Origin of the sequence: Blastococcus xanthinilyticus (genome assembly GCF_008124835.1) — a bacterium.
Taxonomy (GTDB): domain Bacteria; phylum Actinomycetota; class Actinomycetes; order Mycobacteriales; family Geodermatophilaceae; genus Blastococcus; species Blastococcus xanthinilyticus.
The window spans coordinates 1-22104 of record NZ_VNHW01000001.1; the positions used below are offsets into that span (position 1 = coordinate 1).

A 22104-nucleotide genomic window follows, 5' to 3' on the forward strand; every position below is an offset into this window, starting at 1 on the left:
ATGAGCGAGCTGCGCGCCGTCCTCCCGCATCCCGACGCCGCCGCCTGCCGGGACGCCGTGGACCGGTACGCCCGCGCCGCCAAGGACGCCGGTGACCCCCGCCCGATCGGAATGCTGCGCGCCGGAGCGCTGGCCGATCTGCTGCTGCGCCCGTGGCAGCAGCGGCCGTCGGTGACCGCACACCTGACCGTCGTCGCGCCGCTGACCGCGCTCACCCCCGCCGGCTTCCTCGCCGCCGGCGCGCCGCTGCCGGCCGCCTTCACCGGCCCCGACCCTGCCCCCGACTCCGGCGCCCACACACCGCCCGCCCCGGCGGCGCCGGTCGGCGAGGTCGACGGGGAGCCGATCACCGCCGCCCACCTGCGCGAACTCCTCGCCCAACTCGACGCCCTCGGGGTGCGCGCCCCGGCCGGCGGGAGCCTCGAGCTCGCGATCACCGACGCCACCGGAAAGCTGCTCGCCCTCACCACCCCCGGCGAAGCGGCCCGGCTCGCCCGCCGCGGCTGCACCGCCCACCCCGACACCGCAGCCCGCCCAGACGCCGCAGCCCACCCCGACAGCACAGACGCCCCCGACCACGGCTGCGGCTGCCCGGTGATCGGCGTGCCCGACCCGGTCGACCGCTACCGGCCCTCAGCAGCCCAGCAGCGCTTCCTCACCGCCCGCGACCGCACCTGCCGCCACCCCGGCTGCACCGCCCCCGCCGCCCGGGCCGACCTCGACCACGTCATCCCGCACGCCGACGGGGGCGAGACCGCCTGCGACAACCTCTGCTGCCTGTGCCGCCGCCACCACCGGCTCAAGACCTTCGCCCCCGGCTGGACCCACACGATCAGCGACGACGGCGTGCTCACCGTGATCACCCCCACCGGCGTCACCCGGATCAGCCGACCACCCGGCTACCGCGTCCTCACCGGACCACCGCAACCACCGCCGGACCCGGCGGACGACCCGCCGCCCTTCTGACCCGACCGTTCCCGCGACCGCCTCAGCGGTAGCTGAGCAGGTGCCGGCGCGCGCCGGTGACGTGCGCGTGGTCGTTGAACGACAGCAGCGACAGCCCGCCGGCACCGGCCACCACCGAGGTGATCCCGACGTTGACCGCGGCCCGGTTCAGCGCGACCACGCCGTCGGCCGGCGCGGCGAGCAGCGCGGCCGTCACGGCGGCGATGACCCCGGCGGAGGTGGCGATCACCGCGTCCTGCCCGGGCGCCAGGCCGGTGACCACGTCGTCGACGGCGGCGAGCGCCCCGGCGGAGAAGGCCGGCCAGCCGTCCGCGTCCCCGGCGGCGATCCACGAGCGCAGCGCCGCATCGAGCAGCCGCTGCACCTGCCGCGACCGGGACTCCCCGGCCGGGGCGGCCCCGGGCGCGGCGTCCCCGGCCTCGATGGGGTACCGCTTCAGCAGGTCCAGGTGGTCGTACTCGTCCAGGCGGGGGTCGGGTGCGGGCGCCACCGCCCAGCCGGCCGCTCCGGCGAGCAGCTCCGCGGTGTCCCGCTGGCGGCGCAGCGTGCCGGAGACGACCAGCGGGTTCCGCAGCTCCCGCCGGCGCAGCTCCTCGCCCAGGCAGCTCGCCTGCTCCCGGCCCAGGTCGCTGAGCACGTCGTAGTCGTCGGCCCCGAACGAGGCCTGGCCGTGCCGGACGAGGCAGATCAGCGGCATCCGGACAGCTTCTCGGCGCGCTGGAGCAGGACGGCGGCGGCGATCCCGAAGTTCGCGAAGCGTGGGTTGGTGCTGTGCCCGGAGCTGTAGCGCGCCCAGATCTGCTGGATGATCACGGCCAGCCGGAAGAGGCCGAACACCTCGTAGAAGGTCCAGTTGTCCGTGCGCAGGCCGGTGCGGGCCAGGTACCGCTCGACCAGCTGCTCGCGGGTCGGCATCCCCGGCAGGATGCTCGGCTGGGTGGACACCAGCCCGAACTCCTCGTCGTCGTCGGCGGTCACCCAGTAGGCGAGGGAGGACCCGAGGTCCATCAGCGGGTCGCCGACGGTCGCCATCTCCCAGTCGAGGACGCCGGTGATCCGCGGGGCCCCCGAGAGGTCGAGCACCAGGTTGTCCAGCTTCCAGTCCCCGTGCAGCAGGCTCGCCCGCACGTCCGCCGGCTGGTGCTCGGCCAGCCAGCCCATGAGCTCCTCGGCCGCCGGCACGTCGTCGGTCCGCGCGTCGCGGAACCGCCGCGACCAGCCCTCCACCTGGCGGCGCACGTATCCCGGGCCGCGGCCCAGGTCGGCCAGGCCGGCGGCGTCGACGTCGATGGAGTGCAGGTCGGCGAGGGTGTCGTAGGCGGTCTCGCCGAGCACCCGCGCCCGCTCCGGCGGCAGCTGCACCCCCTCGGGCAGCCTGCGGGTGAGGATCGTGCCCTCCAGCCGCTCCATCACGTAGAAGTCGCTGCCGATGACCGCCGGGTCCTGGCAGAAGCCGTGGATCTCGGCGACGACGTCCAGGTGCGGTCGCAGCCGCTGCTGCACCCGCACCTCCCGGCCCATGTCGTGCGCCGAGGCCGCCTTGTGCCCGTGCGGCGGCCGCCGGAGCACCAGCTCCAGGTCGCCGTAGTCCAGCAGGTAGGTCAGGTTGCTGGCCCCGCCCGAGAACTGTCGCACCCCGGGTGCGGACCGCCCCGCCAGCGCCGGCACGCGCGGCGCCAGCCACGCGTGCACGGCCTCGACGTCGAAGGCGTCCTCGGGTCGGACCTCGCGCAGCCGGCTGGCGTTCTCGCTCATCGGCCCCATCCCACCACGGCCCGGCCGGGCGCCGCCGGGTCGGGGCCGGGACGCGGATCAGGCCGGATCCGGCCCGGAACTGCTAGCCTCGCGCCGGGTCGAGGTTACGGCCCGACCTGCGCCGTCAGGGTCCCGAGTGCGCCGGAGTGCTCCGGGCAGCACCCGCCCCAGGTGGGAGACCCGCATGGATCCGCACGATGCCGCGCCATCGGAGCTGCCCCCGTTCGAGCTCTCGGTCGATCTCCCGGCCGGCCGGGTGTGCGTGGCCGGGGAGCTCGACCGGGAGCAGGCGCCGCTCGTCCTCGACGCGCTCGCCGCCCTGTCCGACAGCCCCGGTGCCCGCTGGACGCTGGACGCCCGGCGGGTCACCTTCTGCGACGCCGAGGGCCTCCGCGTGCTCGTCACCGCCCACCGGCGGGCGTTCAGCCGCGGCAAGGAGCTCGCCGTGCTGCCGAGCCCGTGCATGCACCGGCTGGTGCTCATGGTGGGCCTCGACCAGCTGCTGCGGGTGCCACCCGCATCGGCGGCGGTCCTGGCCGACGTCGCGGCGAGCCGGCGGACGGTGCGGACGCTCGCCTCCGTCCGGGAGCACCGGCATCCGGCCACGACGCCGCCCCCGGAGGAGTCCACCGGCTGAGCCGGCCCGGCCGGAGGGCTGCCTGCTGGACCGGCGCGCTACTGGACCGGCGCGCCCGGAGGGGGCAACCTGTGGACGAGCTGCTCGTCGACCGACGCGACCCCGGCGACCGTGGTGAGCGCACCCAGGGCACCGTCGGGGGCCGAGCCGGTGATGATGCCGAGCGCGTCCAGCACCTGGTCGACCTGCATGCCGCGGGCGCGCAGGCCCTGCACGACGCCGTCGAGGGCCGCCAGGTGCCCGTCGTCGACGGTCACGCTGACGTGGGTCATGCCCGGGGAGGCTACGCGGCGCCGCGCGTCGCGGGAACCGCTTCTCCCGGAGCCACGCCCAGCCCGCTGCCCGCATCGACCGACGCCAGGAGCAGCCGCTCGCTCTCCTGGCACAGGGTCGCCCACAGCTCGAGCCCGCGCCGGCCGGTCGCCTCGGCCCAGAGCGCGGCCAGCCCCGCGACGTGCGGGGTGGCCATGCTGGTGCCGCTGATGGTGCGGTAGCGGTCGGGCAGCGGCCAGGCGGAGAACACCTCCCAGCCGGGCCCGGCGACGTCGACCTGCCCGCCGCGGCCCGGAAGGCTGCGCGCCGAGAAGTAGGCCATCTCCAGCGCCTGGTCCACCGCCCCGACCGCCAAGATCTCCACGCTGTTGGCCGGGGTGCCGACGAACCCGGGGTCGCCGGACCGCCGGTCGGCGTTGTTGCCCGCGGCCGCGACGATCAGCGAGCCCTGCTGCAGCGCCCGCCGCCCGGCGGCCGAGTACGGCGGGTGCACCGTCATCACGTCGGCCCCGAGCGACATCGAGATCACCGGGCAGCCGCTGGTCACCGCCCAGTTGATGCCGGCCAGGATGCCGGCGTCGGTCCCGCTCCCCCCGTTGCCGAGCACCTTCCCCGCGAAGATGTCCGCCTCCGGCGCGACGCCGTAGCGGGGGCCGCCGGCCGGCGTCCGCGGCCCGCACGCGGTGCCGATGCAGTGGGTGCCGTGCCCGTGCCCGTCCTGGGCGTCCTCCCCGGCGACGAAGGAGCGCGCGGTCACCGTGCGGCCGGCGAAGTCGGGGTGCGCGAGGTCCATGCCGGTGTCCAGCACCGCGATCCGGACGCCCCGGCCGGAGTACGGGGAGACGTCGGCGCGCACCGCCTGGATCCCCCAGGTGGCCTCGGGGGTGTCGGCGAAGCGGGCCGCCGGCTCCGTCGCCGGGCCGCCCGGCGCGAGCAACCGCCCGGTCAGGTCGGCGACCCCGTCCCGGTACCCGAGTACATAGCCGGGTTCGGGGTCCAGCGCTTGATGGACCAGTTCCGGTGACACCGAGAGCACCGGCCGGGACGACGCCGCCGCCAGGGCCCGCAGCTGCCCGTCGTCCGCGGCGACCACGGCGATGCCCAGGGCGGCGAAGACCGTGGCACCGGCTCCCCGGAGCGTCTCGGGGGGCACGTCGCCGTCGGTGAAGTCACGGGAGTCCGCGACGTCCCGGACCCCGGCGCGCGCCCAGTCCACCTGCTGGTCGCCCCCCGGCGCGTCGCCGAAGACGACGACCCGGCGGCCGGTGGTCAGCGCTCCGCCGCCGGGGAGCCCGGCCTCCGGAACGGCCGGTCGGCGCGGATCGTCCACTGTTCCCCCTCGGCGACGTGGCGGCCGCACCCTCACGGAACGTCGTGGTGCGGTCCTCCTCCGTCAGCGTCGTGCTGCCGCCGCTCCCGGGCAACCCGGAGCCGGCTGCCGGGCCGAACCCGGGCCGCTCAGCCCTGGGTGACCGCCGGGTCCATCCACATGACCTCCCAGACGTTGCCGTCGGGGTCGGCGAAGCTGGCGCCGTACATGAAGCCGGAGTCCTGGGCGGGGAGCCACGGCTTGCCGCCGGCCGCGATCGCCGCCTGCACGAGCCGGTCGACCTCCTCGCGGCTGCCGGCCGACAGGCAGTTGAGCACCGAGGTCGCCTGCGCCGGGTCGCCGACCGGGCCGGTGACGAAGTCGGCGAAGCGCTCGCGGGTGAGCAGCATGACGACGATGTTCTCCTCGACGACGTAGGAGACGCAGCGCTCGTCGGAGAACTGCTCGTTGCGGCGGAAGCCGAGCGCACCGTAGAAGGCGTCCGCGCGGTCGCGGTCGGACACGGGCAGGTTCACGAAGATCATGCGCACGAGGACTCCTCGGGGAGGGATGTCACCGCCCGCCGGCGGCGGAGCGGTCAGCAGGAGGGACCGGCGGTCCACGGAGAACTCATCGGTGCTCCGGTGGCACGGTGCCGTGCCGCCACGGGGCTCCACGGTGCTGTGGCGCGTGCCGCCCGCGCGGCACACCGGGTCAGCCGGGCAGCGCGGCGGGGCCCCCGGGCCGGGCGTGCACGTCCCGCGGCCCGGCGACCTCGTGGCCCTCGTCGCACCGCAGCGCCACCCGGACGGGAGCTCCGCACCCGCGGTGGTCGAGGGCCAGCGGCGGCGGGCCGTCGGCCAGGTAGCGGTCGCCCCACTCCATGAGCGCGACCAGCGTCGGGTACAGGTCCCGCCCCTTCGGCGTGAGCCGGTACTCGTGCCGCAGCCGCGCCCCCTCGGCCTGGTAGGGCTCGCGGCGGAGCACCCCCTCGGCCACGAGCGTGCCCAGGCGGTCGGTCAGCACCGCCTTCGGCGCACCGAGGGCCTGCTGGAAGTCGGCGAACCGGCGGACCCCCAGGAAGGCCTCGCGGAGGACGAGCAGGCTCCACTTCTCCCCCACCACCGCGAGCGTGCCGGCCACCGAGCACCGGGAGCGGTCGAAGGAGTCCTGGCTCACAGGTGTGAGCATAGCCATGCTGGGTTCGCTTGACGAACCTTGCTCGGCGGAACAGAGTTCAGGTTGCGAACCCAGGAGGCGGACGGTCTCCGGCCGGCCCGCCCGGCCCCCTGCAGCGCTCGCGCACCACCCGCTGCTCCGGAGAGGAACCCGTCATGACCCGCATCCGCACCGCCCTCGCCCGCCGGCACGCCGCCCGCACCCAGCTGCGCGACGAGCGCGCACTGGCCCGCGCACTGGCCGCGGCCCCCACGCTCGAGTCCGCCCACGAGATCGCCGTCCTCGGCGCCCGCCGCTGACCTCGGGCACGGGCTGACCGGCGCGCGCCGCCGGTCAGCCCCCTCGCGCCCGGCCGGGCAGCCGGCTCACTCCTGCGGCTCGACGATGGTGGCGTCGAGGAAGGGCTCGCCCTCCCAGTCCGCGTAGGCCTCGTCCGGCAGGTCGGCCCCGATGGCCTCCTCCACCTCGGCCAGCTCGAACTCCTCCCACGGCTGCGCCGCCACGGCCACGGTCTGCCCCGGCGCGAGGTTCCCCGGCTCCTCCTGCATCACCACGAGGATCGGCTCGACGCCGTCGGTCCCGGCGAGCGTGAACGCGATCGGGGACACGATCCGCTCCACCTCGCCCACCAGCGAGACCTCCAGCCCGTTGTAGCCCTCGAGGTCGTCGCGGAACTCCTCGGTGTAGGCCCCGTCGTACGGGTCCTCCAGGTCCTCGGCCGGGCGGACGTCGACGTCCGCCGGCGTGGTCGGCGAGGTGTCGTCCTCCCCGCACCCGGTCAGGACGGCGAGCCCGAGCGTCGCCGACAGCAGGGCGCCGGCCATGGCCGGCCGCCGGGTGGCGGGCGGGCGGATGCCGGTGGCGGCTGCCTGGGTCGATCGCCGGCTGGTCGTCATCGCCGTCGTTCCTTCCGTGCCGTGGTCCCGGCCGCGGAACCGCGCAGCCGGGTGGGTTCGCCGGTCCATGCCCCGATAGCACGCCGGTCCCCCTCCGCGGCCGGATTCGTCACCGCTTCGCAACAGGGGTAGCGCCCCCGGACGCCGGGCGTTGCGAACCGATGACAGGGCCCGCGGCGCCGCGTCCGACCGCCCGGGCGGTGGGCATGCCAGGCGCCTCACCCCGACCCCCGGAGGCCCGCCCACCGTGAAGCACTGGATCCGCCGCGCCGCCGCCGTCCTCGGTGGGCTGGTCGTGCTGCTGCTCGTCTACGGGGTCCGGATCGAGCCGCGGCTGATCCTGGACGTGGAGCGGGCCGACGTGCCCCTCCCCCGCCTCGACGAGACCGCCGACGGCACCAGCCTCGGGATGATCGCCGACCTGCAGGTCGGCATGTGGTGGTCCAACGACGGGATGATGAACCGCGCGGTCGAGGAGCTGGTGGACGCCGGGCCGGACATCGCGCTGCTCGGCGGCGACTACGTGTACAGCGAGGAACCCGGTATCGCCGAGCAGGTGGACACCGTCCTGGAGATCCTCGACCCGCTCCTGGAGTCGGGCATCCCGACCTACGCGGTGCTGGGCAACCACGACTACGCGGTCGGCGCCGCCGAGGAGCTGACCACCGCCTTCGAGGAGGCGGGGATCACCGTGCTCCGCAACGAGGCGGCCCCGGTGCCCGGCACCGGCGAGGGCGCCGACGCGCTCTGGGTGGTGGGGGTCGGACCGGTGTGGCCGGGCGAGACCGACATCGACGCCGCCCTGGCCGAGGTGCCCGACGGCGCCCCGCGCGTCGTCCTGAGCCACAACCCGACGGCCTTCCCCGACTTCCCGGCGGGCACCGCCCCGCTCGTGCTGGCCGGCCACACGCACTGCGGCCAGGTGGCTCTCCCCGGCACCCCCTCCTGGTCCTACCTCGGACTCACGGCCGAGGAGGAGATCGTCGCCGACGGCTGGGCCCCCGAGGGCTACGGCGCGGAGGGCAACCGGATGTACGTCTCCTGCGGGCTGGGCTTCAGCACCGTGCCGGTCCGCATCAACGCACCGCCGCAGCTCGTGCTCTTCGACCTCCGCGCCGGGGCCTGAGCCACGGCGGTCACGCCTCCCAGTCCCACCCGGCGTCCTCGACCAGCCGGCGCAGCCGGACCCGCCGCGGCGCGGCCTCCTCGACCGCGCACCGCCAGCTGCCGGCGTCGGCCAGGGGCATGCCCGCCGCGGCCAGCCGGCCGACCTCCGGCGGCGGCGGTGGCTCCTCCTCCTCGGCGGGCCCGTCGTGCCCGGCCGTCGCCGTCGCCAGGTAGCGGTCCACGACCCGCCGCACCTGGTCCACCGCCGGCCCGGGCGGACGCACGTGCTCGGCGACCGCGAACCGCAGCAGCAGCGCGGCGTCGTCGAGCCGCGCGATCGCCAGCGGCGCCTCCGCCTCGGCCCGGCGGCTCCGGAAGAAGTGCAGCACCGGGTAGGCCAGGTGCTGCTCGGCGACGGTGGCCAGCTGACCGGGGAGGGCCAGCAGCTGCTGGGTGAGGACGGGGTCGAACCGGTCGCCGTCCCAGCTGCCGAGGAGGAGGTCCTGGGCGCTGCCGCCGAGAGCGTGCAGCTGGGTCGCCAGGGCGCGCCGGGTGACGACGGCGGACATCACCGAGAACAGGTAGGTGATGGACAGCGTCAGCAGCGCCAGCCCGCTGAAGCTGGCCACCGCCGTCGCCACCCGCCAGCCCGGCACGGTGGAGACGAAGTCACCGACCCCGAGGCTCGAGACGGCGAAGCCGGCGTAGTAGAAGACGTCGGCCACCGACGCCGACCGGCCGCTGCTGAACTCGACCACCGAGCCGCTGCCGACGAACACCAGCGACCAGCCGGTCCAGAACGCACCCACCCAGAGGACCACCGTGGTCACCATGAGCACGGGGCCCCCGGCGGTGAGCAGCGACGCCCGCCCGTCCGCGCGCCCCCGGTGCAGCCGCATGAGCTGCCGCCACCCGGAGCTGAGCACCCGCCGCGTGAGCGGCCCCGCGCCCTCGCCCAGGGTCAGCGTCGTGGAGACGACGTCCCAGGCGACCAGGACGACGACCGCCGCGCCCAGGACGATGCAGAGCGCCGCGACGGCGGAGCTCACCGGGCGGCCCGCCCGGCTCGGGCCGGCCGGACGGCGGTCGCGGGCGTCCGCGCGGAGGGGCTGGGCGGTACGACGGGGGGCGTGCGCACGGTTCCTTCCTGGGCGCCGGGGACGGGGCCGGCGTCCTCGGGGCCGGTAGCCGGTGCCGCCCGCGACCACCCGGATGTCACCGGAACGTCATCTGCGTTCCGCCCGCCGTGACGGCCGTGCGGCGACCCGGCAGACTGGTGACATGTCGCGGTCTGTGCTGATCATCGAGGACGACCCGCGGATCCGGCGCATGCTGCAGCTGACCCTGCAGCGCGAGGGGCTCGAGGTGACCGAGGCGGGCAGCGGGGAGGACGCGCTCGAGCGGCTGGCCGAGCACACCTTCGACGTGATCCTGCTCGACCTCATGCTGCCGGGCAAGGACGGCTTCGAGGTCTGCCGCGAGATCCGGAAGACCTCCAACACCCCGGTCATCATGGTGACCGCGCGCGCGGACAGCCACGACGTCGTCGCCGGGCTCGAGGCGGGGGCCGACGACTACGTCTCCAAGCCCTTCGTCGTGAAGGAGCTCTCCGCCCGCATCCGCGCGCTCGCCCGGCGCACCCGGGCGCCGGAGGCCCGGGTCCGGCTCACCGTCGGCGACCTCGAGGTCTCCCCGACCGAGGGCACGGTCGTCCGCGACGGCGAGCAGCTCAACCTGACCCGCACGGAGTTCCGGCTGCTGTGCGAGCTGGCCGCCGAGGCCGGCCGCGTGCTCAGCCGCGAGGAGCTGCTCGAGCGGGTCTGGGGCTACGACTACTTCGGCGACTCCCGCCTCGTCGACGTCCACGTCCGCCGGCTGCGGAAGAAGATCGAGCCGGATCCGGCGAACCCCACGCTGGTCACCACCGTCCGCGGCATGGGCTACCGGGTCCCGGGGTGACCGCTCCGGCTCCGCCCGCCGACGGGGCGCCGCCGGCCGCCGCGGGAGCGGCTCCTCGCGGCACGTCGTCGGCGGCCCCTGCCGCCGCGGCCACGTCCGGCACGCGGGCCCGCCCCCCGGCGTTCCGGGTGCGCACGCTGCGCGCCCGCGCCACCGTGGCCTTCGCCGCGGTCACCCTGCTGCTGTCCACCGTGCTCGCCGTCGCCGTCTGGGTGGCCGTGTCCCAGTACCTGCTGGGCCAGCGGGAGCGGGTCACCCTCCACCAGGCGTCCAGCAACGCGGCGCAGGTGCAGCGGTCGCTGGCCACCCAGGGGCTCAGCATCCCGCAGCTGCTCAGCCAGCTGCCGCGCGAGACCGGCTCCACCTCGCTGCTGGTCGACGACGGCGCCTGGAGCACCACCTCGCTGCGCATCGGCCGGGACGACCTGCCCGAGGAGCTGCGCGAGACCGTCGTCGCGGGCACCCCGGTGCGGCAGCGGATCGAGGTGAACGGCGAGACGATGATGGCCGTCGCCGTTCCGCTCGCCGAGCTCCGCCAGGCCTACGTCGAGGTCTTCCCGCTGCAGGAGCTGGACAAGACCTACCGGGTGCTGGCCACCGTCCTCGCGGTGTCCGTCCTCGGATCCGTCCCGCTCGCCCTGGTGGTCGGCTGGTGGGTCACCGGGCCGACGCTGCGCCCGCTGGACCGGATCTCCGCCGCGGCGTCGGCGATCGCCGGCGGCGCCCTGGACACCCGCATCGACCCGCGCGGCGACCCCTCGCTCATCCCGATCGCGACCTCGTTCAACCACACCGCGGACACGCTGGAGGAGCGGGTGCGCAGCGACGCGCGCTTCGCCGCGGACGTCAGCCACGAGCTGCGCAGCCCGCTCACCACCATGCTCGGCGCGCTGGACCTGGTGGAGGCCACGGCCGCCCCCGGCGACGCCGACCAGGCCGAGGCGCTCGGTCTGCTGCGCTCGGAGGTCGTCCGGTTCGAGCGGCTGGTGGCCGACCTCCTGGAGATCTCCCGGGCCGACGCCGGCAGCAACGACGCCGCGGTGGAGCCCGTGCGGCTCTCCGCCCTCACCCGCGAGGTCATGTCCCGGTACCGCGGCGACGGCGCCGGGGGCGCACTGCTGACGGTGGCACCGGATGCCGAGGAGGTGCTGGTCTGCGCCGACAAGCGACGCCTGGAGCGGGTGCTCAGCAACCTCATGGAGAACGCCGACAAGTACGCCGGGGGCGTCACCGCCGTCGCCGTCCTCCGGGCGGGCGAGGTGGCACGGATCCTGGTCGACGACGCCGGACCGGGCGTCCCGGAGGCCGACCGGACCCGCATCTTCGAGCGGTTCGCCCGGGGTGCGGGGAGCATCCGGACACGTACCGAGGGGTCGGGGCTCGGCCTGGCCCTCGTCGCGCGGCACGTGCGCGCGATGGACGGCCGGGTGCACGTGGAGGACAACTCCTCCGGCGGTGCCCGGTTCGTCGTCGAGCTGCCGATCGAGGAAGGCCCGTGAGGGCCCTCCTCGCGCTGCTGTGCGGCCTGGTGGTGCTCGCCGGGTGCGGCGTCGAGCCGCAGCCGGTGCCCGAGCCGCTGCCCATCCCGGCGCCCCCGGTGCCCGAGCAGGGGCTGCCCGAGGGGGAGACCAGCACGGTCGTGACGGTCTTCTTCGTGCGCGGCGCCGAGCTCGTGCCGGTCGAGCGCCCGGTCGAGCGGGTGACCCCCGCGGAGGCGCTGGCCGTGCTCACGGCCGGCCCCACCCGGAGCGAGGTGATCGCCGGGCTGCGGACCGCCCTCGCACCCCAGCCGCTGACGGTCGACGTGGGCCTGCCCGGCGGGATCACCTCGGTGGACGTGACCCCGGAGTTCACCGGCATCACCGGCGGTAACCAGCTCCTCGCGGTCGCCCAGGTGGTCTGGACGCTGACCGGCCTGGAGGACACCAACCAGGTGCGGTTCCTCCTCAACGGGGTGCCGGTCGAGGTGCCCACCGACAGCGGCCTCACCAACGACCCGGTGGGCCGGGACCACTTCCCCTCCGTCGTCCCGGTGCCCGAGTGACGCGCGCCCTCCGGCGGGTCTGGCAGTTGGCCAGCGGCTCGCTGTGGCCGATCCCGCTGGCCGGCGTCACCGCCGCCGTCGCCCTCGGCATCCTGATGCCCCTGGCCGACGCGCTGCTGGGCACCGCGGGCACCGCCTCCCCGGTCTCCGTGCTGTTCGGGGGCGGGCCGGCCGCGGCCCGGGACCTGCTGGCCGCCATCTCCGGCTCGCTGATCTCGGTCACCGGCGTGACCTTCTCGCTCACGGTGGTCGCGCTGCAGCTGGGCAGCAGCCAGTACTCGCCCCGGCTGCTGCAGACGTTCGTCACCGACCGGGTGGTGCAGGTGACGCTGGCCCAGCTGGTCGGCACGTTCGTCTACGCGCTCACCGTGCTCCGGACGGTGCGCACGGCCGACGAGTCCGGCGGCGGCGGCACGTTCGTCCCCCGGCTGTCGATCACCCTGGCCTTCCTCTTCGCCCTCGGCTCCGTCGCCGCCCTCGTGGTCTTCCTCGGGCACCTGGCGCGCTCGCTCCGGGTGGAGACCATGCTGCGCAACGTCCACGACGAGGCGACGCAGGCGGTCCGGCAGATCGACGACGACCAGCCGCGCCACAGCGGCGAGATCCCCAGGGAGCCGGGCACCCCGGTCGAGGCGATCCGCAGCGGGTTCGTCGTCGACGTGGACGTCGAGCGCCTGCTGCGAGCCGCCCGGGACGCCGGCGTGGTCATCGCCCTGTCGCCCCGGATGGGGGACGCCGTCGTCGTGGGCACCCCGCTGGCCGAGGTGTGGCCGGCCGGGGACGGCCCGGTGCCCGACACGACCTCGCTGCACCACGCGATCAACCGCAGCGTGCGGCTGTCCTACGAACGCACGCCCGACCAGGACGCGGCGTACAGCCTCCGCAAGATCGTGGACATCGCCGGCCGGGCCCTCTCGCCGGGCATCAACGACCCGACGACGGCGGTGCACGCGCTCTCGCACGTCTCGGCGATCCTCGGCGACCTCCTCCCCCGCCGCACGGCCGTCCGGGCCTGGCGGGACGACGCCGGGGCGGTGCGGGTGCTGCTGCCCCGCTGGACCGCGGAGGAGCTGATCACCGTGGGGCTGGAAGAGCCCCTGCAGTACGCCTCCGGTCAGCCGGCGGTGCTGCGCCGGATCGCCGGCCTGCTGCAGGAGGTGGCCTGGCGGGTGCGCGGGGAGGGCCTCGACGAGGTGCTCCGCGGGCTGCTCGACCGGGCCGTGGAGCAGGCCCTGGAGACGACGTCGATCGGGCCGCGGGAGACCGACGCCTGGCGGTCGGCGGTCGAGGACGCCCTCACCGGCACGTGGGCACCGGCGCGCCGGCTCAGCCCCCGATCGCCGACATCGGGCGAGCCGGCCGGCTGAACGCCGGCGCAGGCGGTCACAGCTGCGGGCGCACCCCGGCCTCCTCGACCAGCTCCTCCGGAGCCAGCGGCCCCTCCCCCGCCATCGCGGACCGGCCCGGCCCGCGGCGGCCCAGGGGCAGCACCGTCTTCTCCTGACCGCCCTCCAGCTCCAGCGCGAGCGCGGCGTAGAGCGCCAGCGCCGCGAGCGCCACGCCGACCCACCCCGCGGTGGCCTTCCACGCCGAGGACGACGTGAGCTCGTAGACGCCGGTCACGATGAACCTCGTACCGGCCAGGCCCATCACGGCGGCCGGCACGATCTTGCTGCTGAGCGCGACGACGGCCGGGACGAACATGGCCGCCCCGGCCACGATCAGCAGCACGCCGAGCCCCTGGCTGGCGGCGCCGGGCGGGTTGGTCAGGGTGGTGAGCCCGGCGATCGCCCAGGTGCCGCTCAGGATCCCCATCCCGGTGGCCGCGACGGGGTCGCGGCTGAGGAACCCGAAGACCGAGGCCAGCAGCTGCAGCGGGACGGTGGCGAACAGCGCCGTGTAGCTCGCCACCCGTCCCTGGTCGGCGTCGATCCAGCCCAGCTGCACCGCGCTGAACATCGTGGTCGCCAGCGCGAGGGCGAGGAACCCCAGGGGCAGCGGCGTGGCCAGCGGCCGCAGGACGACCCGCGTCCCGGCCGCGCCGGCTGCGCCGTCGGCGGTCAACCGACCAGCACCTGGGTGGCCGACTCCTTGAGCTTGCCGTTGGCCCAGCGCACCTGGCGCAGGGTGTCGGGGTGGCAGCGCTTCGCCAGCTGCAGCAGCTCCTGCTTCCGCGCTCCCTGGGCGGCCTGCGCGAGCAGCTCCCAGTCCAGCGAGACGCCGGAGGCCTCGCGGTAGACGTGCCGCAGGTCGGCCAGCAGGAGCAGGCCCGGGGCGCTGCTGCGGCCCATCAGGTCCGAGGCCTTCTGCCGGGCCTTCTCCAGCACCGTCGGGTCGCCCTTCGGCTCGGGGTCCAGGTCGAGACCGAACTCCTGCCCGGCCGCGGCCAGCCGCTGCACGTGGTCCTGCGACCAGCGGGCGATGTCCCGGGCCACGTGGAAGACCTCGTGGTCGGCCTTGTGCCGGTCCGACATCGCCAGCAGCACCCCGGCCAGGTGGTTCTCCGAGCGGTGCAGCTCCTCGATCGCCAGGTCCAGCTTCATCGGGCACCTCCGGCCACGGTCGCGATCTCCTCGGTGCCCAGCGTCTCGGTGCTCAGCGTCTCGGTGGACATGGCGGCCGGGCCGCCGGTGGTGGGCGGCACCCCGTCCACGACCGGCCGGGAACCGGTGGTCGTGGGCGCCGCCGACGGGCCGTCGGCCTTCGCCAGCCGCCGCACCGCGGCGGCCGCGGTCTTGAAGATCGGCTGCTTGGACGCCGGGTCCCAGTCGGTGATGGTCAGCTCGTTGGCCGCTCGGCCGCGCTTGCCGTCGGGCTCGTGCCCGGAGGGCTCGTCCCAGTAGCCGTAGTGGAAGGGCAGGAAGATCGCGCCGGGACGGATGCCGCTGATCCGGAGCTTCGCCTCGACCCGTCCGCGGGCGGTGCTGACCTCGAGCAGGTCGCCCTCGGCGAAGCCGCGGTCGGCGGCGTCGCTCGCGGACATCTCGACCCAGACCTCCGGTGCCGCCTTCTGCAGCTGCGGCGCCCGCGCGGTCTTCGTGCGGGTGTGGAAGTGGTAGAGCGTGCGCCCGGTCATCAGCTGGAACGGGTAGTCCTGGCTAACCACCTCGTGCGGCGGCAGGTACTCGGCCGCCTTGAGCACCGCCTTGCCGCTGGGGTTCATCGCCTTGTACTCCACCGGCGACAGCGGCGCGCCGGTGACCAGGTCACGCCCGTAGCTCTCGCAGTAGTCCGGAGCCGACCAGAACTGCCCGTCGACGTAGATGTGCTCGGTGCCGTCGGGGTGCTCGTCGTTGCACAGCCACTGGATGCCGGAGCCGCCGCGCAGCTTGTCGTAGCTGAGGCCGGTGTAGTCGCACGGCCGGCCGCGGGTGCACTCCTTCCAGCCCTCGAACGCCTCCTCGGGGGTCGACCACTTGACCAGCGGCCGGCCGTCCTTGTCCTTCAGCCCCATGCGGCGGGCGAAGTCGAGGAAGATGTCCAGGTCCGGCTTGGCCGCACCGGGCGGCTCGACCGCCTTCTCCGACAGGTGCACGGTGCGGTCGACGTTGGTGAAGGTGCCGGTCTTCTCCCCCCAGGTCGCGGCCGGCAGGACGACGTCGGCCAGCTGGGCGGTCTCGGACAGGAAGATGTCCTGGACCACCAGGAAGAGCCGGTCCTGGGCGAGGATCTCGCGCATGCGGCCTAGCTCGGGCATCGACACCGCGGGGTTGGTGGCCTGCACCCACATGAACCGGATGGAGCCCTCCTCCGCATACCGGAACATCTGCATCGCGTGGGTGGGCGGCGAGTAGTGCGGGATGTCCATCGGGTCGATGTTCCAGACCCGTGCGAGGTCCTCGACGTGCTCCTCGTTCGACCAGTTGCGGAAGGCCGGGAGGTCACCGTCGGCGCCGCACTCGCGGGTGTTCTGCGCCGTCGGCTGGCCGTTCATCTGCAGGATCCCGCAGCCCGGCTTGCCGAGCATGCCGCGCAGGATGTGGATGTTGTTGATCTGCACCGCGGCGGCCGTGGACTGGTTGGCCTGGTAGAAGCCCTGCAGCGCCGAGGACAGCAGCCGCTCGGCCGTGCCGATGATGCGGGCGGCCTCCCGGATCTGCGCCACGGGCACGTCGCAGATCTCGGCGGCGAGCTCCGGCGGGTAGTCCTCGACCCGCTGCACCAGCTCGTCGTAGCCCACGGCGTGCGCCTTCACGTACTCGGCGTCGATCCAGCCGTTGGCGAGGATCTCGTGCAGCAGGGCGTTCATGAGCATGACGTTCGTGCCCGGCCGCGGGGCCAGGTGGACCGTGGCGTGCCGGGCCACCGGCGTCTGGCGCGGGTCGACGCAGATGACCTTCGGCGGGTTGGGCCCGGCCAGCCGGTCGAGGATGCGGGTCCACAGCACCGTCTGCGTCTCGGCCATGTTGTGGCCGTAGAGGGCGATGACGTCGGCGGAGTCGATGTCGGTGTACGAGCCCGGCTGCCCGTCGCTGGCGAAGGACTCCTTGAGCGCCGCCGCGGCGGTGGCGGTGCACAGCCGGGTGTTGCCGTCGACGTGGTTGGTGCCGATGCCGCCGTGCGCGATCAGGCCGAGGGTGTAGTACTCCTCGAGGAAGAGCTGCCCGGTGGTGTAGAAGCTGATCGCACTGGGCCCCTGCTCGGCGAGCAGTTCCTTCGCCCGCCCGACGACCGCGTCCATCGCGGTGTCCCAGTCGGTCTCGACGAGCTTGCCGTTCCGCCGGATCAGCGGCGTGGTCAGGCGATCCGGGGAGTTGTTGGCCTGCCAGCCGAAGAGGTCCTTCGGGCCCAGCCGGCCGTGGTTGACCCGGTCGACCGCCCGGCCGCGGACGCCGACGATGCGGTCGTCCTTCACGGCGATGTCCAGGCCGTCCCCGTTCGAGTGCAGGATCGACGCCGACTGCTCCCAGCGGTCGACGTCGTCCTCGGTCAGCCCGTCGGCGAGATGGACGTCCACCCGGGTGGGCCACTCCTCGCCCGGTCCGTACGGCGTGCGGGTGCCCCAGGGCTCCGCGATCCGGTCGGTGCGCGCCACAGTGCCTCCTCCAGGAGATCGGTGTCGTGCGAGCGGTGCCTCCGTGCCCCCGGCCGCCCCGGCTCGAACCGCCCCCGTCGGAGAAAGCCGGTGCGTGACACAACTTCGTCATGTTCTGCCGGGCACCCGGTGGACACGGGCCGACATTCCGACCGGTGCATGACGGCCGCGCGCCGGGCTTCCCCGCGCGTGCCGCGGACATGGTCCGCGGCACGGTCGAGGCGCTGCGCCGCAGTGGTCACGAGACCGTCCTGCTCGATCTGCGCGGGGTGCGGCAGGTCGACATCGACGGCATGCGGACCCTCCGCACGCTGCAGGAGGCGGTCGGTTCCACCGGCGGCCGGTCGACCGTGGCGAACACCCCGGCCCCTCAGGCCTGGGCGCCGCGGGAGACGTCCTCGGCTCCCATGACCCCCTCGAGTGCGGAGCCGGTCCCGTACTTCTTCGCCGGGATCACGCTCAGCGAGCCGTCGCTCTCCAGCACGACGGCCGCCACGTCGGCCAGGTCGCCGGCACCCGAGGAACGCACCGCCTGGTGGATCTCGCTGACGCCCACCCGCACCTCCCGCATCCGGTCGTGCAGCGGCTCGCCGTCCCGCAGCACCAGCGTCGGCCGGGAGGTGACCACCGTCCGGAGCCCGGGCCACCGGACCGTCAGCCACGCGACCACCGCCTGCAGCAGGGCGAGCAGCCCCAGGGCGACGGCACCCTCCGTCCAGGCGACGTCGCTGCTGAGCAGGATGGTGGCGAGGGTGGAGCCCAGCGCCACGGTGACCACCAGGTCGAAGGCGTTGAGCTTGGTCAGCGTCCGCTTGCCGGACAGCCGCAGGATCACCACCACGGTGGCGTAGGCCGCCGCCCCCACCAGCAGTACCCGGATGACATCGGACCACGTGTCGAACCACATGCAGGGCCCCTACCCCTCCGCACCCGGCGATGACGCGGAACGCTGCCGATCGTCATCCGGGCCCCCGTCGCCGCCTTCCTTGCCGCCACCGTCCTCGTCGCTGCCCTTCGGGCGCGCGACCTTCCGGTAGAGCACCCGCCCCGGCGTCGCCGTCAGGCCGTGCACCACGGTGCTCACCGCGACGACGAGCGAGCCGGCCACCAGCACCACCGGGTCGATCGGCAGCCGCTCGGACTCCAGGGTCAGGTAGAACAGCGCCGACACCCCGATGGGGCCGAACCAGCCGAGGTAGACGGCGTCCGGGCGGTCCAGGTGCAGCGGGCGGCGCAGCAGGGAGACCACCGGGGGCCGTCGGAGGAGCAGCACGGCGACCGCGAAGAGCAGCCCCGCCCAGCCGAGCGCGTGCCACTCCGCCCAGGGCAGGATCGCGCCGAAGGCCAGGAACAGCGGCAGGACGACGAACCGGTTCACCGCCTCGTCGATCCGCACGTCGGCCGACCGCTCCCGGCCGGTGCTCACGGCGTTGAAGGCCAGCCCGCAGATGAAGACGGCCAGGATGCCGTCGACGTGGATCAGGCCGCCCACGCCGAGGGTGGCGAACGCCAGCACGACGGTGAACACCAGCTCCGGCCCGGGGTCGGTCGCGCCGTGGTCGGCGCCGGCCCGGAGCGCCTGGCCGCCGAGCCAGCCGAGCAGCGCGCCCAGCAGGACCGCTCCGGCGACGTCCCAGAGCGACTCGAGCAGTGCATCCCCCATGGCGAGCGGCCCGGCCAGGGCCACCGCGACGAGGACCAGCGGCAGGGCGAGCCCGTCGTTGGCGCCGGACTCCAGCGACAGCACCTGCCGGTCGCGCCCGGGCAGGTCCTGCTCGGCGGGCTCCCCGGTGGTGACGGTGGAGGCGAGCACCGGGTCGGTGGGCGTCAGGGCGGCGCCGATGAGGGCCGCGGCCCCCAGGCCGACGCCGAGCGCGAGCGCGGCGAGGCCCGCGGTCACGACCGCCATGACGGGCATGACCACGGCGAGCAGGAGCAGCACCGGCCGCCAGCGCCCCCGGGCGGTCCGGAAGGGGTACCGCAGCGCGACGGACATGACCGAGACCGCCAGGAGCAACCGGGCCGCGGTGTGCAGCCACGCGTGGTCCTCGAGCAGCTCCGGCAGGTCCAGCACCCCGAGCACGGCGGGGCCGAGCAGCACGCCGAGGGCCAGGGCGAGCAGCGGCTCGCTGACCGGGATGCGCCGGATCCGCTCCGACCACGCGGCAGCGACGAGCGCGAGCGCGCCCGCCGCCGTCAGCAGGATGTCGACGGTCACCGTCGCTCCCCCGGCGTCGGCGAGAGCGACCTCATCCGGCTCAGCCCAGCGAGCTGATGAGGTCGCGGCAGGCGGCCTCGCAGCGGCGGCACGCCTCGGCGCAGACCCGGCAGTGCTCGTGCATCTCGGCGTGCTGCCCGCACTCGTCGCCGCAGGCCTTGCACGCGGCCGCGCAGGCCTCGAGGACGGCGCGGGTCAGGTTGGCGTCGTAGCCGGTGTGCCGCGACAGCACCCGGCCGGTCGTGTCGCAGACGTCGGCGCAGTCGCTGTTGGTGCGGATGCACGTCGTGAGCTCGGCGACCATGTCCTCGCTGAGGCAGGCGTCCGCGCAGGCGGTGCACGCCTGGGCGCACTCGACGCAGGCCTCGATGCACTCGAGGAGCTTCTGCTTGTCCACCCCACCGAGGTCCTTCGGGTACGTGTCGAGCATCTGTGCGGCGACGGTCACGGGTTCTCCTCCGGTCGATCGGCCCGGTCCGCGGGTGCGGCCGGGGCTGCGCTCCCGGCCCCCTACCCGGGTCCGCGCCGGCTCTCCATGACGATCACGTGACGACCGCCCTGTGGCCCCGTCGCGGTCAGCCCCGCTCGGCCGGCTCCGCCGCGGCCTCCTGCGCCGAGGGTTCCGGCCGGTCCTTCAGGAACAGGTACCAGTACGACGTCGCGACGAAGACGACGGCGCCGACCAGGTTGCCGGCACCGGCGAGCAGCCAGTTGAGCCCGACGTCGCCCCAGCCGATGTCGTCGACCCCGGCGAAGATGGCGGCCGGGAGGAAGAACATGTTGGCCACGACGTGGTCGAAGCCCATCGCGACGAAGGCCATGATCGGGAAGAAGATCGCCAGGATCTTCCCCGACACCGACGTGGCCGCCAGCGACATCCACACCGCCAGGCACACCAGCCAGTTGCAGCCGACCGCGCGCAGGAAGGTCTGCCACGGCGACTCCCCCAGCGCCTTGCCCTCGGCGATGCCGGCCAGCCGCTCGAAGGTGAGGGCCGCGGTGCCGGTCGCGTCCGCGTCGCCGATGACGCCGGTCTGCACCGCGAGGAAGTAGGCGACCACCAGGGCACCCAGCACGTTGCCCAGCAGGACGAGGGTCAGGTTCCGCGCGACGTCGCCGAGCCCCAGCTTGCCGTGCATCGCGCCCAGCGGGACCAGCAGCATGTTGCCGGTGGCCAGGTCGGAGCCGGCGATGAGCACCAGCACCAGGCCCAGGGTGAACGCCGCGCCGGTGAACAATGTCGGCAGCGTGCCCCAGGTGGCGGGGTCCAGCCCCGAGGAGACGGTGATGGCCACGAGCCCGCCGAAGGCGATGTAGGCCCCGGCGAGGAAGGCGCTGACCAGGACGCGGTCCCAGGTCCGGTGCACCTTCTTGGCCCCGGTCGCGACCGCGACCTCGGCCATCTCCTGCGGATCGCGTGCCGCCATCGTCGCCCCCTCCGGTGGTGCCAGCCCTCCGGGCAGCCTCCCGCCGGGCGGCCCCGGCAGCAAACCGGGACGGCCGGCGCCCGGCTCACGCCAGAGTCACGGCGACTCCTCGGGAGCGCTCAGCCAGCGGCGCAGCTCCGCCCCGTGCTCGTCGAGGCCCGGCGGCGGCAGCCGGTAGGCCGGCGGCGTCCCCGAGAAGGTGATCGGGTTCCGGACCGTCGGGACGGCGGCCGCGCCCTCCCCCACCGGGACCACGGGCTCCAGCCCCACCTCCTCGGCGAAGGCGACCCCCTGGTCGACGGTGTTGATCGGCCCGCACGGCACCCCGGCGGCGATGATGTCGCGGAACCACTCCTGCTTGCTGCGGGTCCGGAGCCGGTCGGCGAGCAGCGGCCGGAGCTCGTCGCGGTGGGCCGTGCGGTCCTCGTTCCGGCTGAACCGCGGGTCGTCGGCGAGCTCCGGCACGCCGAGCACCTCGACCAGCCGGCGGAACTGCCCGTTGTTGCCGGCCGCGATGATCAGGTCGCCGTCGGCGCAGGGCAGCGGTTCGTACGGGTACAGGCTCGGGTGGCCGTTGCCCATGCGGAAGGGCACGACGCCACCGGCGACGTACGCGCTGGTCTGGTTGACCAGCCCGGACAGCGCCGAGGACAGCAGGTTGACCTCGACGTGCTGCCCCTCGCCGGTGCGGTGCCGGTGGTTGAGCGCCGAGAGGATCCCGACCGTGGCGTGCAGGCCGGCCATGACGTCGAACAGCGCGACCCCGCCCCGGTAGGGCGAGCCGTCGGGGTCGCCGGTCAGGCTCATGAAGCCCGAGATCGCCTGCACGATGAGGTCGTAGCCGGGCAGGGCGGCCCCGCCGGGACCGCTGCCGAACCCGCTGACCGAGGCGTACAGCACGCCCGGGTTCGTCTCGGCCACCGTGTCGTAGTCCAGGCCGAACCGGGCCAGGCCGCCGGGCTTGAAGTTCTCCACGAGCACGTCGGCCCGCCGCGCCAGTTCGCGGGCGACGGCGACGTCGCCGGGGTCGGCGAGGTCGAGGGCGATCGACCGCTTGTTGCGGTTCGTCCCGATGTAGTACGTGGAGACCCCGTCGCGGACCGGAGGCTGCCAGGTGCGGGTGTCGTCGCCGTGCGGCCCCTCGACCTTGATCACCTCGGCGCCGAGGTCGGCCAGCAGCATGGTCGCGTACGGCCCGGCCAGGATGCGGGAGAAGTCGGCGACCAGCAGCCCGGCGAGCGGTCCGGGAGCGGCCGCCCCGGTGTCGTCGGGCCCGGTTCCGTCGGCAGTCATCGGTGG

At 74.7% G+C, this 22104-nt stretch carries 24 protein-coding genes; 8 read left to right on the plus strand and 16 right to left on the minus strand.

Translation table 11 applies throughout. From position 1 onward, the window contains the following. The coding region (locus BD833_RS00005) for an HNH endonuclease signature motif containing protein (RefSeq protein ID WP_166531084.1) at window positions 1-966 on the plus strand (966 nt) is incomplete at its 5' end. 22 nt (window positions 967-988) lie between these two features. On the opposite strand, the gene BD833_RS00010 is transcribed toward BD833_RS00005, so the two are convergent. Then, the gene (locus BD833_RS00010) at window positions 989-1663 is read right to left on the minus strand and encodes a histidine phosphatase family protein (RefSeq protein ID WP_166531085.1); all 675 of its coding nucleotides are present in this window, start codon (window positions 1661-1663) and stop codon (window positions 989-991) included. Continuing rightward, complete coding sequence (locus BD833_RS00015) at window positions 1654-2721, minus strand: phosphotransferase family protein (protein ID WP_166531086.1); 1068 nt, start codon at window positions 2719-2721, stop codon at window positions 1654-1656. Before BD833_RS00015 ends, BD833_RS00010 begins: the two co-directional genes overlap by 10 nt. 184 nt (window positions 2722-2905) lie before the next feature. Between BD833_RS00015 and BD833_RS00020 the strand changes: the two genes are divergently transcribed. Beyond that, the gene (locus tag BD833_RS00020; RefSeq protein ID WP_166531087.1) at window positions 2906-3358 is read left to right on the plus strand and encodes an STAS domain-containing protein; all 453 of its coding nucleotides are present in this window, start codon (window positions 2906-2908) and stop codon (window positions 3356-3358) included. A 38-nt stretch (window positions 3359-3396) separates the two neighbouring features. Here the strand turns inward: BD833_RS00020 and BD833_RS00025 are convergent, their stop codons facing one another. The 4 genes from BD833_RS00025 to BD833_RS00040 all read right to left on the minus strand — a co-directional run bounded on the left by BD833_RS00025 (window position 3397) and on the right by BD833_RS00040 (window position 6119). After that, on the minus strand, window positions 3397-3630 hold the full coding sequence (locus tag BD833_RS00025) for a ketohydroxyglutarate aldolase (RefSeq protein WP_166531088.1): 234 nt from the start codon (window positions 3628-3630) through the stop codon (window positions 3397-3399). A gap of 11 nt (window positions 3631-3641) precedes the next feature. After that, window positions 3642-4961 (minus strand): S8 family serine peptidase, encoded by a 1320-nt coding sequence (locus BD833_RS00030; RefSeq protein WP_166531089.1) that lies wholly within the window; start codon window positions 4959-4961, stop codon window positions 3642-3644. 128 nt (window positions 4962-5089) lie between these two features. Next, a complete protein-coding gene (locus BD833_RS00035) occupies window positions 5090-5485 on the minus strand; it encodes a VOC family protein (RefSeq protein ID WP_243737407.1) in 396 nt (131 codons plus the stop codon). A 169-nt stretch (window positions 5486-5654) separates the two neighbouring features. After that, entirely contained in the window at window positions 5655-6119 is a 465-nt protein-coding gene (locus tag BD833_RS00040) for a winged helix-turn-helix transcriptional regulator (RefSeq protein WP_243737351.1), read from the minus strand. Window positions 6120-6274: 155 nt separating this feature from the next. Between BD833_RS00040 and BD833_RS00045 the strand changes: the two genes are divergently transcribed. After that, entirely contained in the window at window positions 6275-6418 is a 144-nt protein-coding gene (locus tag BD833_RS00045) for a hypothetical protein (RefSeq protein WP_166531092.1), read from the plus strand. Between the two features lie 66 nt (window positions 6419-6484). On the opposite strand, the gene BD833_RS00050 is transcribed toward BD833_RS00045, so the two are convergent. Continuing rightward, entirely contained in the window at window positions 6485-7015 is a 531-nt protein-coding gene (locus tag BD833_RS00050; protein WP_166531093.1) for a hypothetical protein, read from the minus strand. 247 nt (window positions 7016-7262) lie between these two features. On the opposite strand from BD833_RS00050, the gene BD833_RS00055 reads away from it, so the two are divergent. Then, a complete protein-coding gene (locus tag BD833_RS00055; protein WP_166531094.1) occupies window positions 7263-8141 on the plus strand; it encodes a metallophosphoesterase in 879 nt (292 codons plus the stop codon). Window positions 8142-8151: 10 nt separating this feature from the next. On the opposite strand, the gene BD833_RS00060 is transcribed toward BD833_RS00055, so the two are convergent. After that, on the minus strand, window positions 8152-9171 hold the full coding sequence (locus tag BD833_RS00060) for a potassium channel family protein (RefSeq protein WP_166531095.1): 1020 nt from the start codon (window positions 9169-9171) through the stop codon (window positions 8152-8154). A gap of 232 nt (window positions 9172-9403) precedes the next feature. Between BD833_RS00060 and BD833_RS00065 the strand changes: the two genes are divergently transcribed. Genes BD833_RS00065 through BD833_RS00080 form a run of 4 tightly spaced genes read left to right on the plus strand, consistent with a single transcriptional unit; the run spans window position 9404 to window position 13492 of the window. Beyond that, window positions 9404-10081, plus strand: coding sequence for a response regulator transcription factor (locus BD833_RS00065; RefSeq protein WP_166531096.1), 678 nt, complete (start codon window positions 9404-9406; stop codon window positions 10079-10081). Next, window positions 10078-11580 carry a HAMP domain-containing sensor histidine kinase gene (locus BD833_RS00070; RefSeq protein WP_166531097.1) on the plus strand — a complete coding sequence of 501 codons (1503 nt, stop codon included), beginning with the start codon at window positions 10078-10080 and terminating at the stop codon, window positions 11578-11580. The genes BD833_RS00065 and BD833_RS00070 overlap by 4 nt, the downstream gene beginning before the upstream one ends. Next, window positions 11577-12125 carry a GerMN domain-containing protein gene (locus BD833_RS00075; RefSeq protein ID WP_166531098.1) on the plus strand — a complete coding sequence of 183 codons (549 nt, stop codon included), beginning with the start codon at window positions 11577-11579 and terminating at the stop codon, window positions 12123-12125. The genes BD833_RS00070 and BD833_RS00075 overlap by 4 nt, the downstream gene beginning before the upstream one ends. Beyond that, the gene (locus tag BD833_RS00080; RefSeq protein ID WP_166531099.1) at window positions 12122-13492 is read left to right on the plus strand and encodes a DUF2254 domain-containing protein; all 1371 of its coding nucleotides are present in this window, start codon (window positions 12122-12124) and stop codon (window positions 13490-13492) included. The genes BD833_RS00075 and BD833_RS00080 overlap by 4 nt, the downstream gene beginning before the upstream one ends. Window positions 13493-13508: 16 nt before the next feature. Here the strand turns inward: BD833_RS00080 and BD833_RS00085 are convergent, their stop codons facing one another. The 8 genes from BD833_RS00085 to BD833_RS00120 all read right to left on the minus strand — a co-directional run bounded on the left by BD833_RS00085 (window position 13509) and on the right by BD833_RS00120 (window position 22098). Continuing rightward, window positions 13509-14189 (minus strand): GPR1/FUN34/YaaH family transporter, encoded by a 681-nt coding sequence (locus BD833_RS00085; RefSeq protein ID WP_166531100.1) that lies wholly within the window; start codon window positions 14187-14189, stop codon window positions 13509-13511. Further along, window positions 14186-14668 carry a hypothetical protein gene (locus tag BD833_RS00090; RefSeq protein WP_166531101.1) on the minus strand — a complete coding sequence of 161 codons (483 nt, stop codon included), beginning with the start codon at window positions 14666-14668 and terminating at the stop codon, window positions 14186-14188. Before BD833_RS00090 ends, BD833_RS00085 begins: the two co-directional genes overlap by 4 nt. Beyond that, complete coding sequence (locus tag BD833_RS00095; protein WP_166531102.1) at window positions 14665-17160, minus strand: molybdopterin oxidoreductase family protein; 2496 nt, start codon at window positions 17158-17160, stop codon at window positions 14665-14667. The genes BD833_RS00090 and BD833_RS00095 overlap by 4 nt, the downstream gene beginning before the upstream one ends. A gap of 370 nt (window positions 17161-17530) precedes the next feature. Next, a complete protein-coding gene (locus BD833_RS00100) occupies window positions 17531-18067 on the minus strand; it encodes a DUF421 domain-containing protein (protein ID WP_166531103.1) in 537 nt (178 codons plus the stop codon). Between the two features lie 9 nt (window positions 18068-18076). Next, the gene (locus BD833_RS00105) at window positions 18077-19378 is read right to left on the minus strand and encodes a cation:proton antiporter domain-containing protein (protein WP_166531104.1); all 1302 of its coding nucleotides are present in this window, start codon (window positions 19376-19378) and stop codon (window positions 18077-18079) included. Window positions 19379-19418: 40 nt separating this feature from the next. Continuing rightward, complete coding sequence (locus BD833_RS00110; protein ID WP_166531105.1) at window positions 19419-19826, minus strand: four-helix bundle copper-binding protein; 408 nt, start codon at window positions 19824-19826, stop codon at window positions 19419-19421. A gap of 127 nt (window positions 19827-19953) precedes the next feature. Beyond that, on the minus strand, window positions 19954-20805 hold the full coding sequence (locus BD833_RS00115) for a formate/nitrite transporter family protein (protein WP_166531106.1): 852 nt from the start codon (window positions 20803-20805) through the stop codon (window positions 19954-19956). Window positions 20806-20901: 96 nt separating this feature from the next. Continuing rightward, window positions 20902-22098, minus strand: coding sequence for a CaiB/BaiF CoA transferase family protein (locus BD833_RS00120; protein ID WP_166531107.1), 1197 nt, complete (start codon window positions 22096-22098; stop codon window positions 20902-20904). Between the last annotated feature and the right edge of the window lie 6 nt (window positions 22099-22104).

Excerpts from the sequence above, each read along its gene's own strand:
- BD833_RS00010 (WP_166531085.1), bottom strand. The coding sequence starts at position 1,663 with ATGCCGCTGATCTGCCTCGTCCGGCACGGCCAGGCCTCGTTCGGGGCC.
- BD833_RS00015 (WP_166531086.1), bottom strand. The coding sequence starts at position 2,721 with ATGAGCGAGAACGCCAGCCGGCTGCGCGAGGTCCGACCCGAGGACGCC.
- BD833_RS00020 (WP_166531087.1), top strand. The coding sequence starts at position 2,906 with ATGGATCCGCACGATGCCGCGCCATCGGAGCTGCCCCCGTTCGAGCTC.
- BD833_RS00025 (WP_166531088.1), bottom strand. The coding sequence starts at position 3,630 with ATGACCCACGTCAGCGTGACCGTCGACGACGGGCACCTGGCGGCCCTC.
- BD833_RS00035 (WP_243737407.1), bottom strand. The coding sequence starts at position 5,485 with ATGATCTTCGTGAACCTGCCCGTGTCCGACCGCGACCGCGCGGACGCC.
- BD833_RS00045 (WP_166531092.1), top strand. The coding sequence starts at position 6,275 with ATGACCCGCATCCGCACCGCCCTCGCCCGCCGGCACGCCGCCCGCACC.
- BD833_RS00050 (WP_166531093.1), bottom strand. The coding sequence starts at position 7,015 with ATGACGACCAGCCGGCGATCGACCCAGGCAGCCGCCACCGGCATCCGC.
- BD833_RS00065 (WP_166531096.1), top strand. The coding sequence starts at position 9,404 with ATGTCGCGGTCTGTGCTGATCATCGAGGACGACCCGCGGATCCGGCGC.
- BD833_RS00090 (WP_166531101.1), bottom strand. The coding sequence starts at position 14,668 with ATGAAGCTGGACCTGGCGATCGAGGAGCTGCACCGCTCGGAGAACCAC.
- BD833_RS00100 (WP_166531103.1), bottom strand. The coding sequence starts at position 18,067 with ATGTGGTTCGACACGTGGTCCGATGTCATCCGGGTACTGCTGGTGGGG.
- BD833_RS00115 (WP_166531106.1), bottom strand. The coding sequence starts at position 20,805 with ATGGCGGCACGCGATCCGCAGGAGATGGCCGAGGTCGCGGTCGCGACC.
- BD833_RS00120 (WP_166531107.1), bottom strand. The coding sequence starts at position 22,098 with ATGACTGCCGACGGAACCGGGCCCGACGACACCGGGGCGGCCGCTCCC.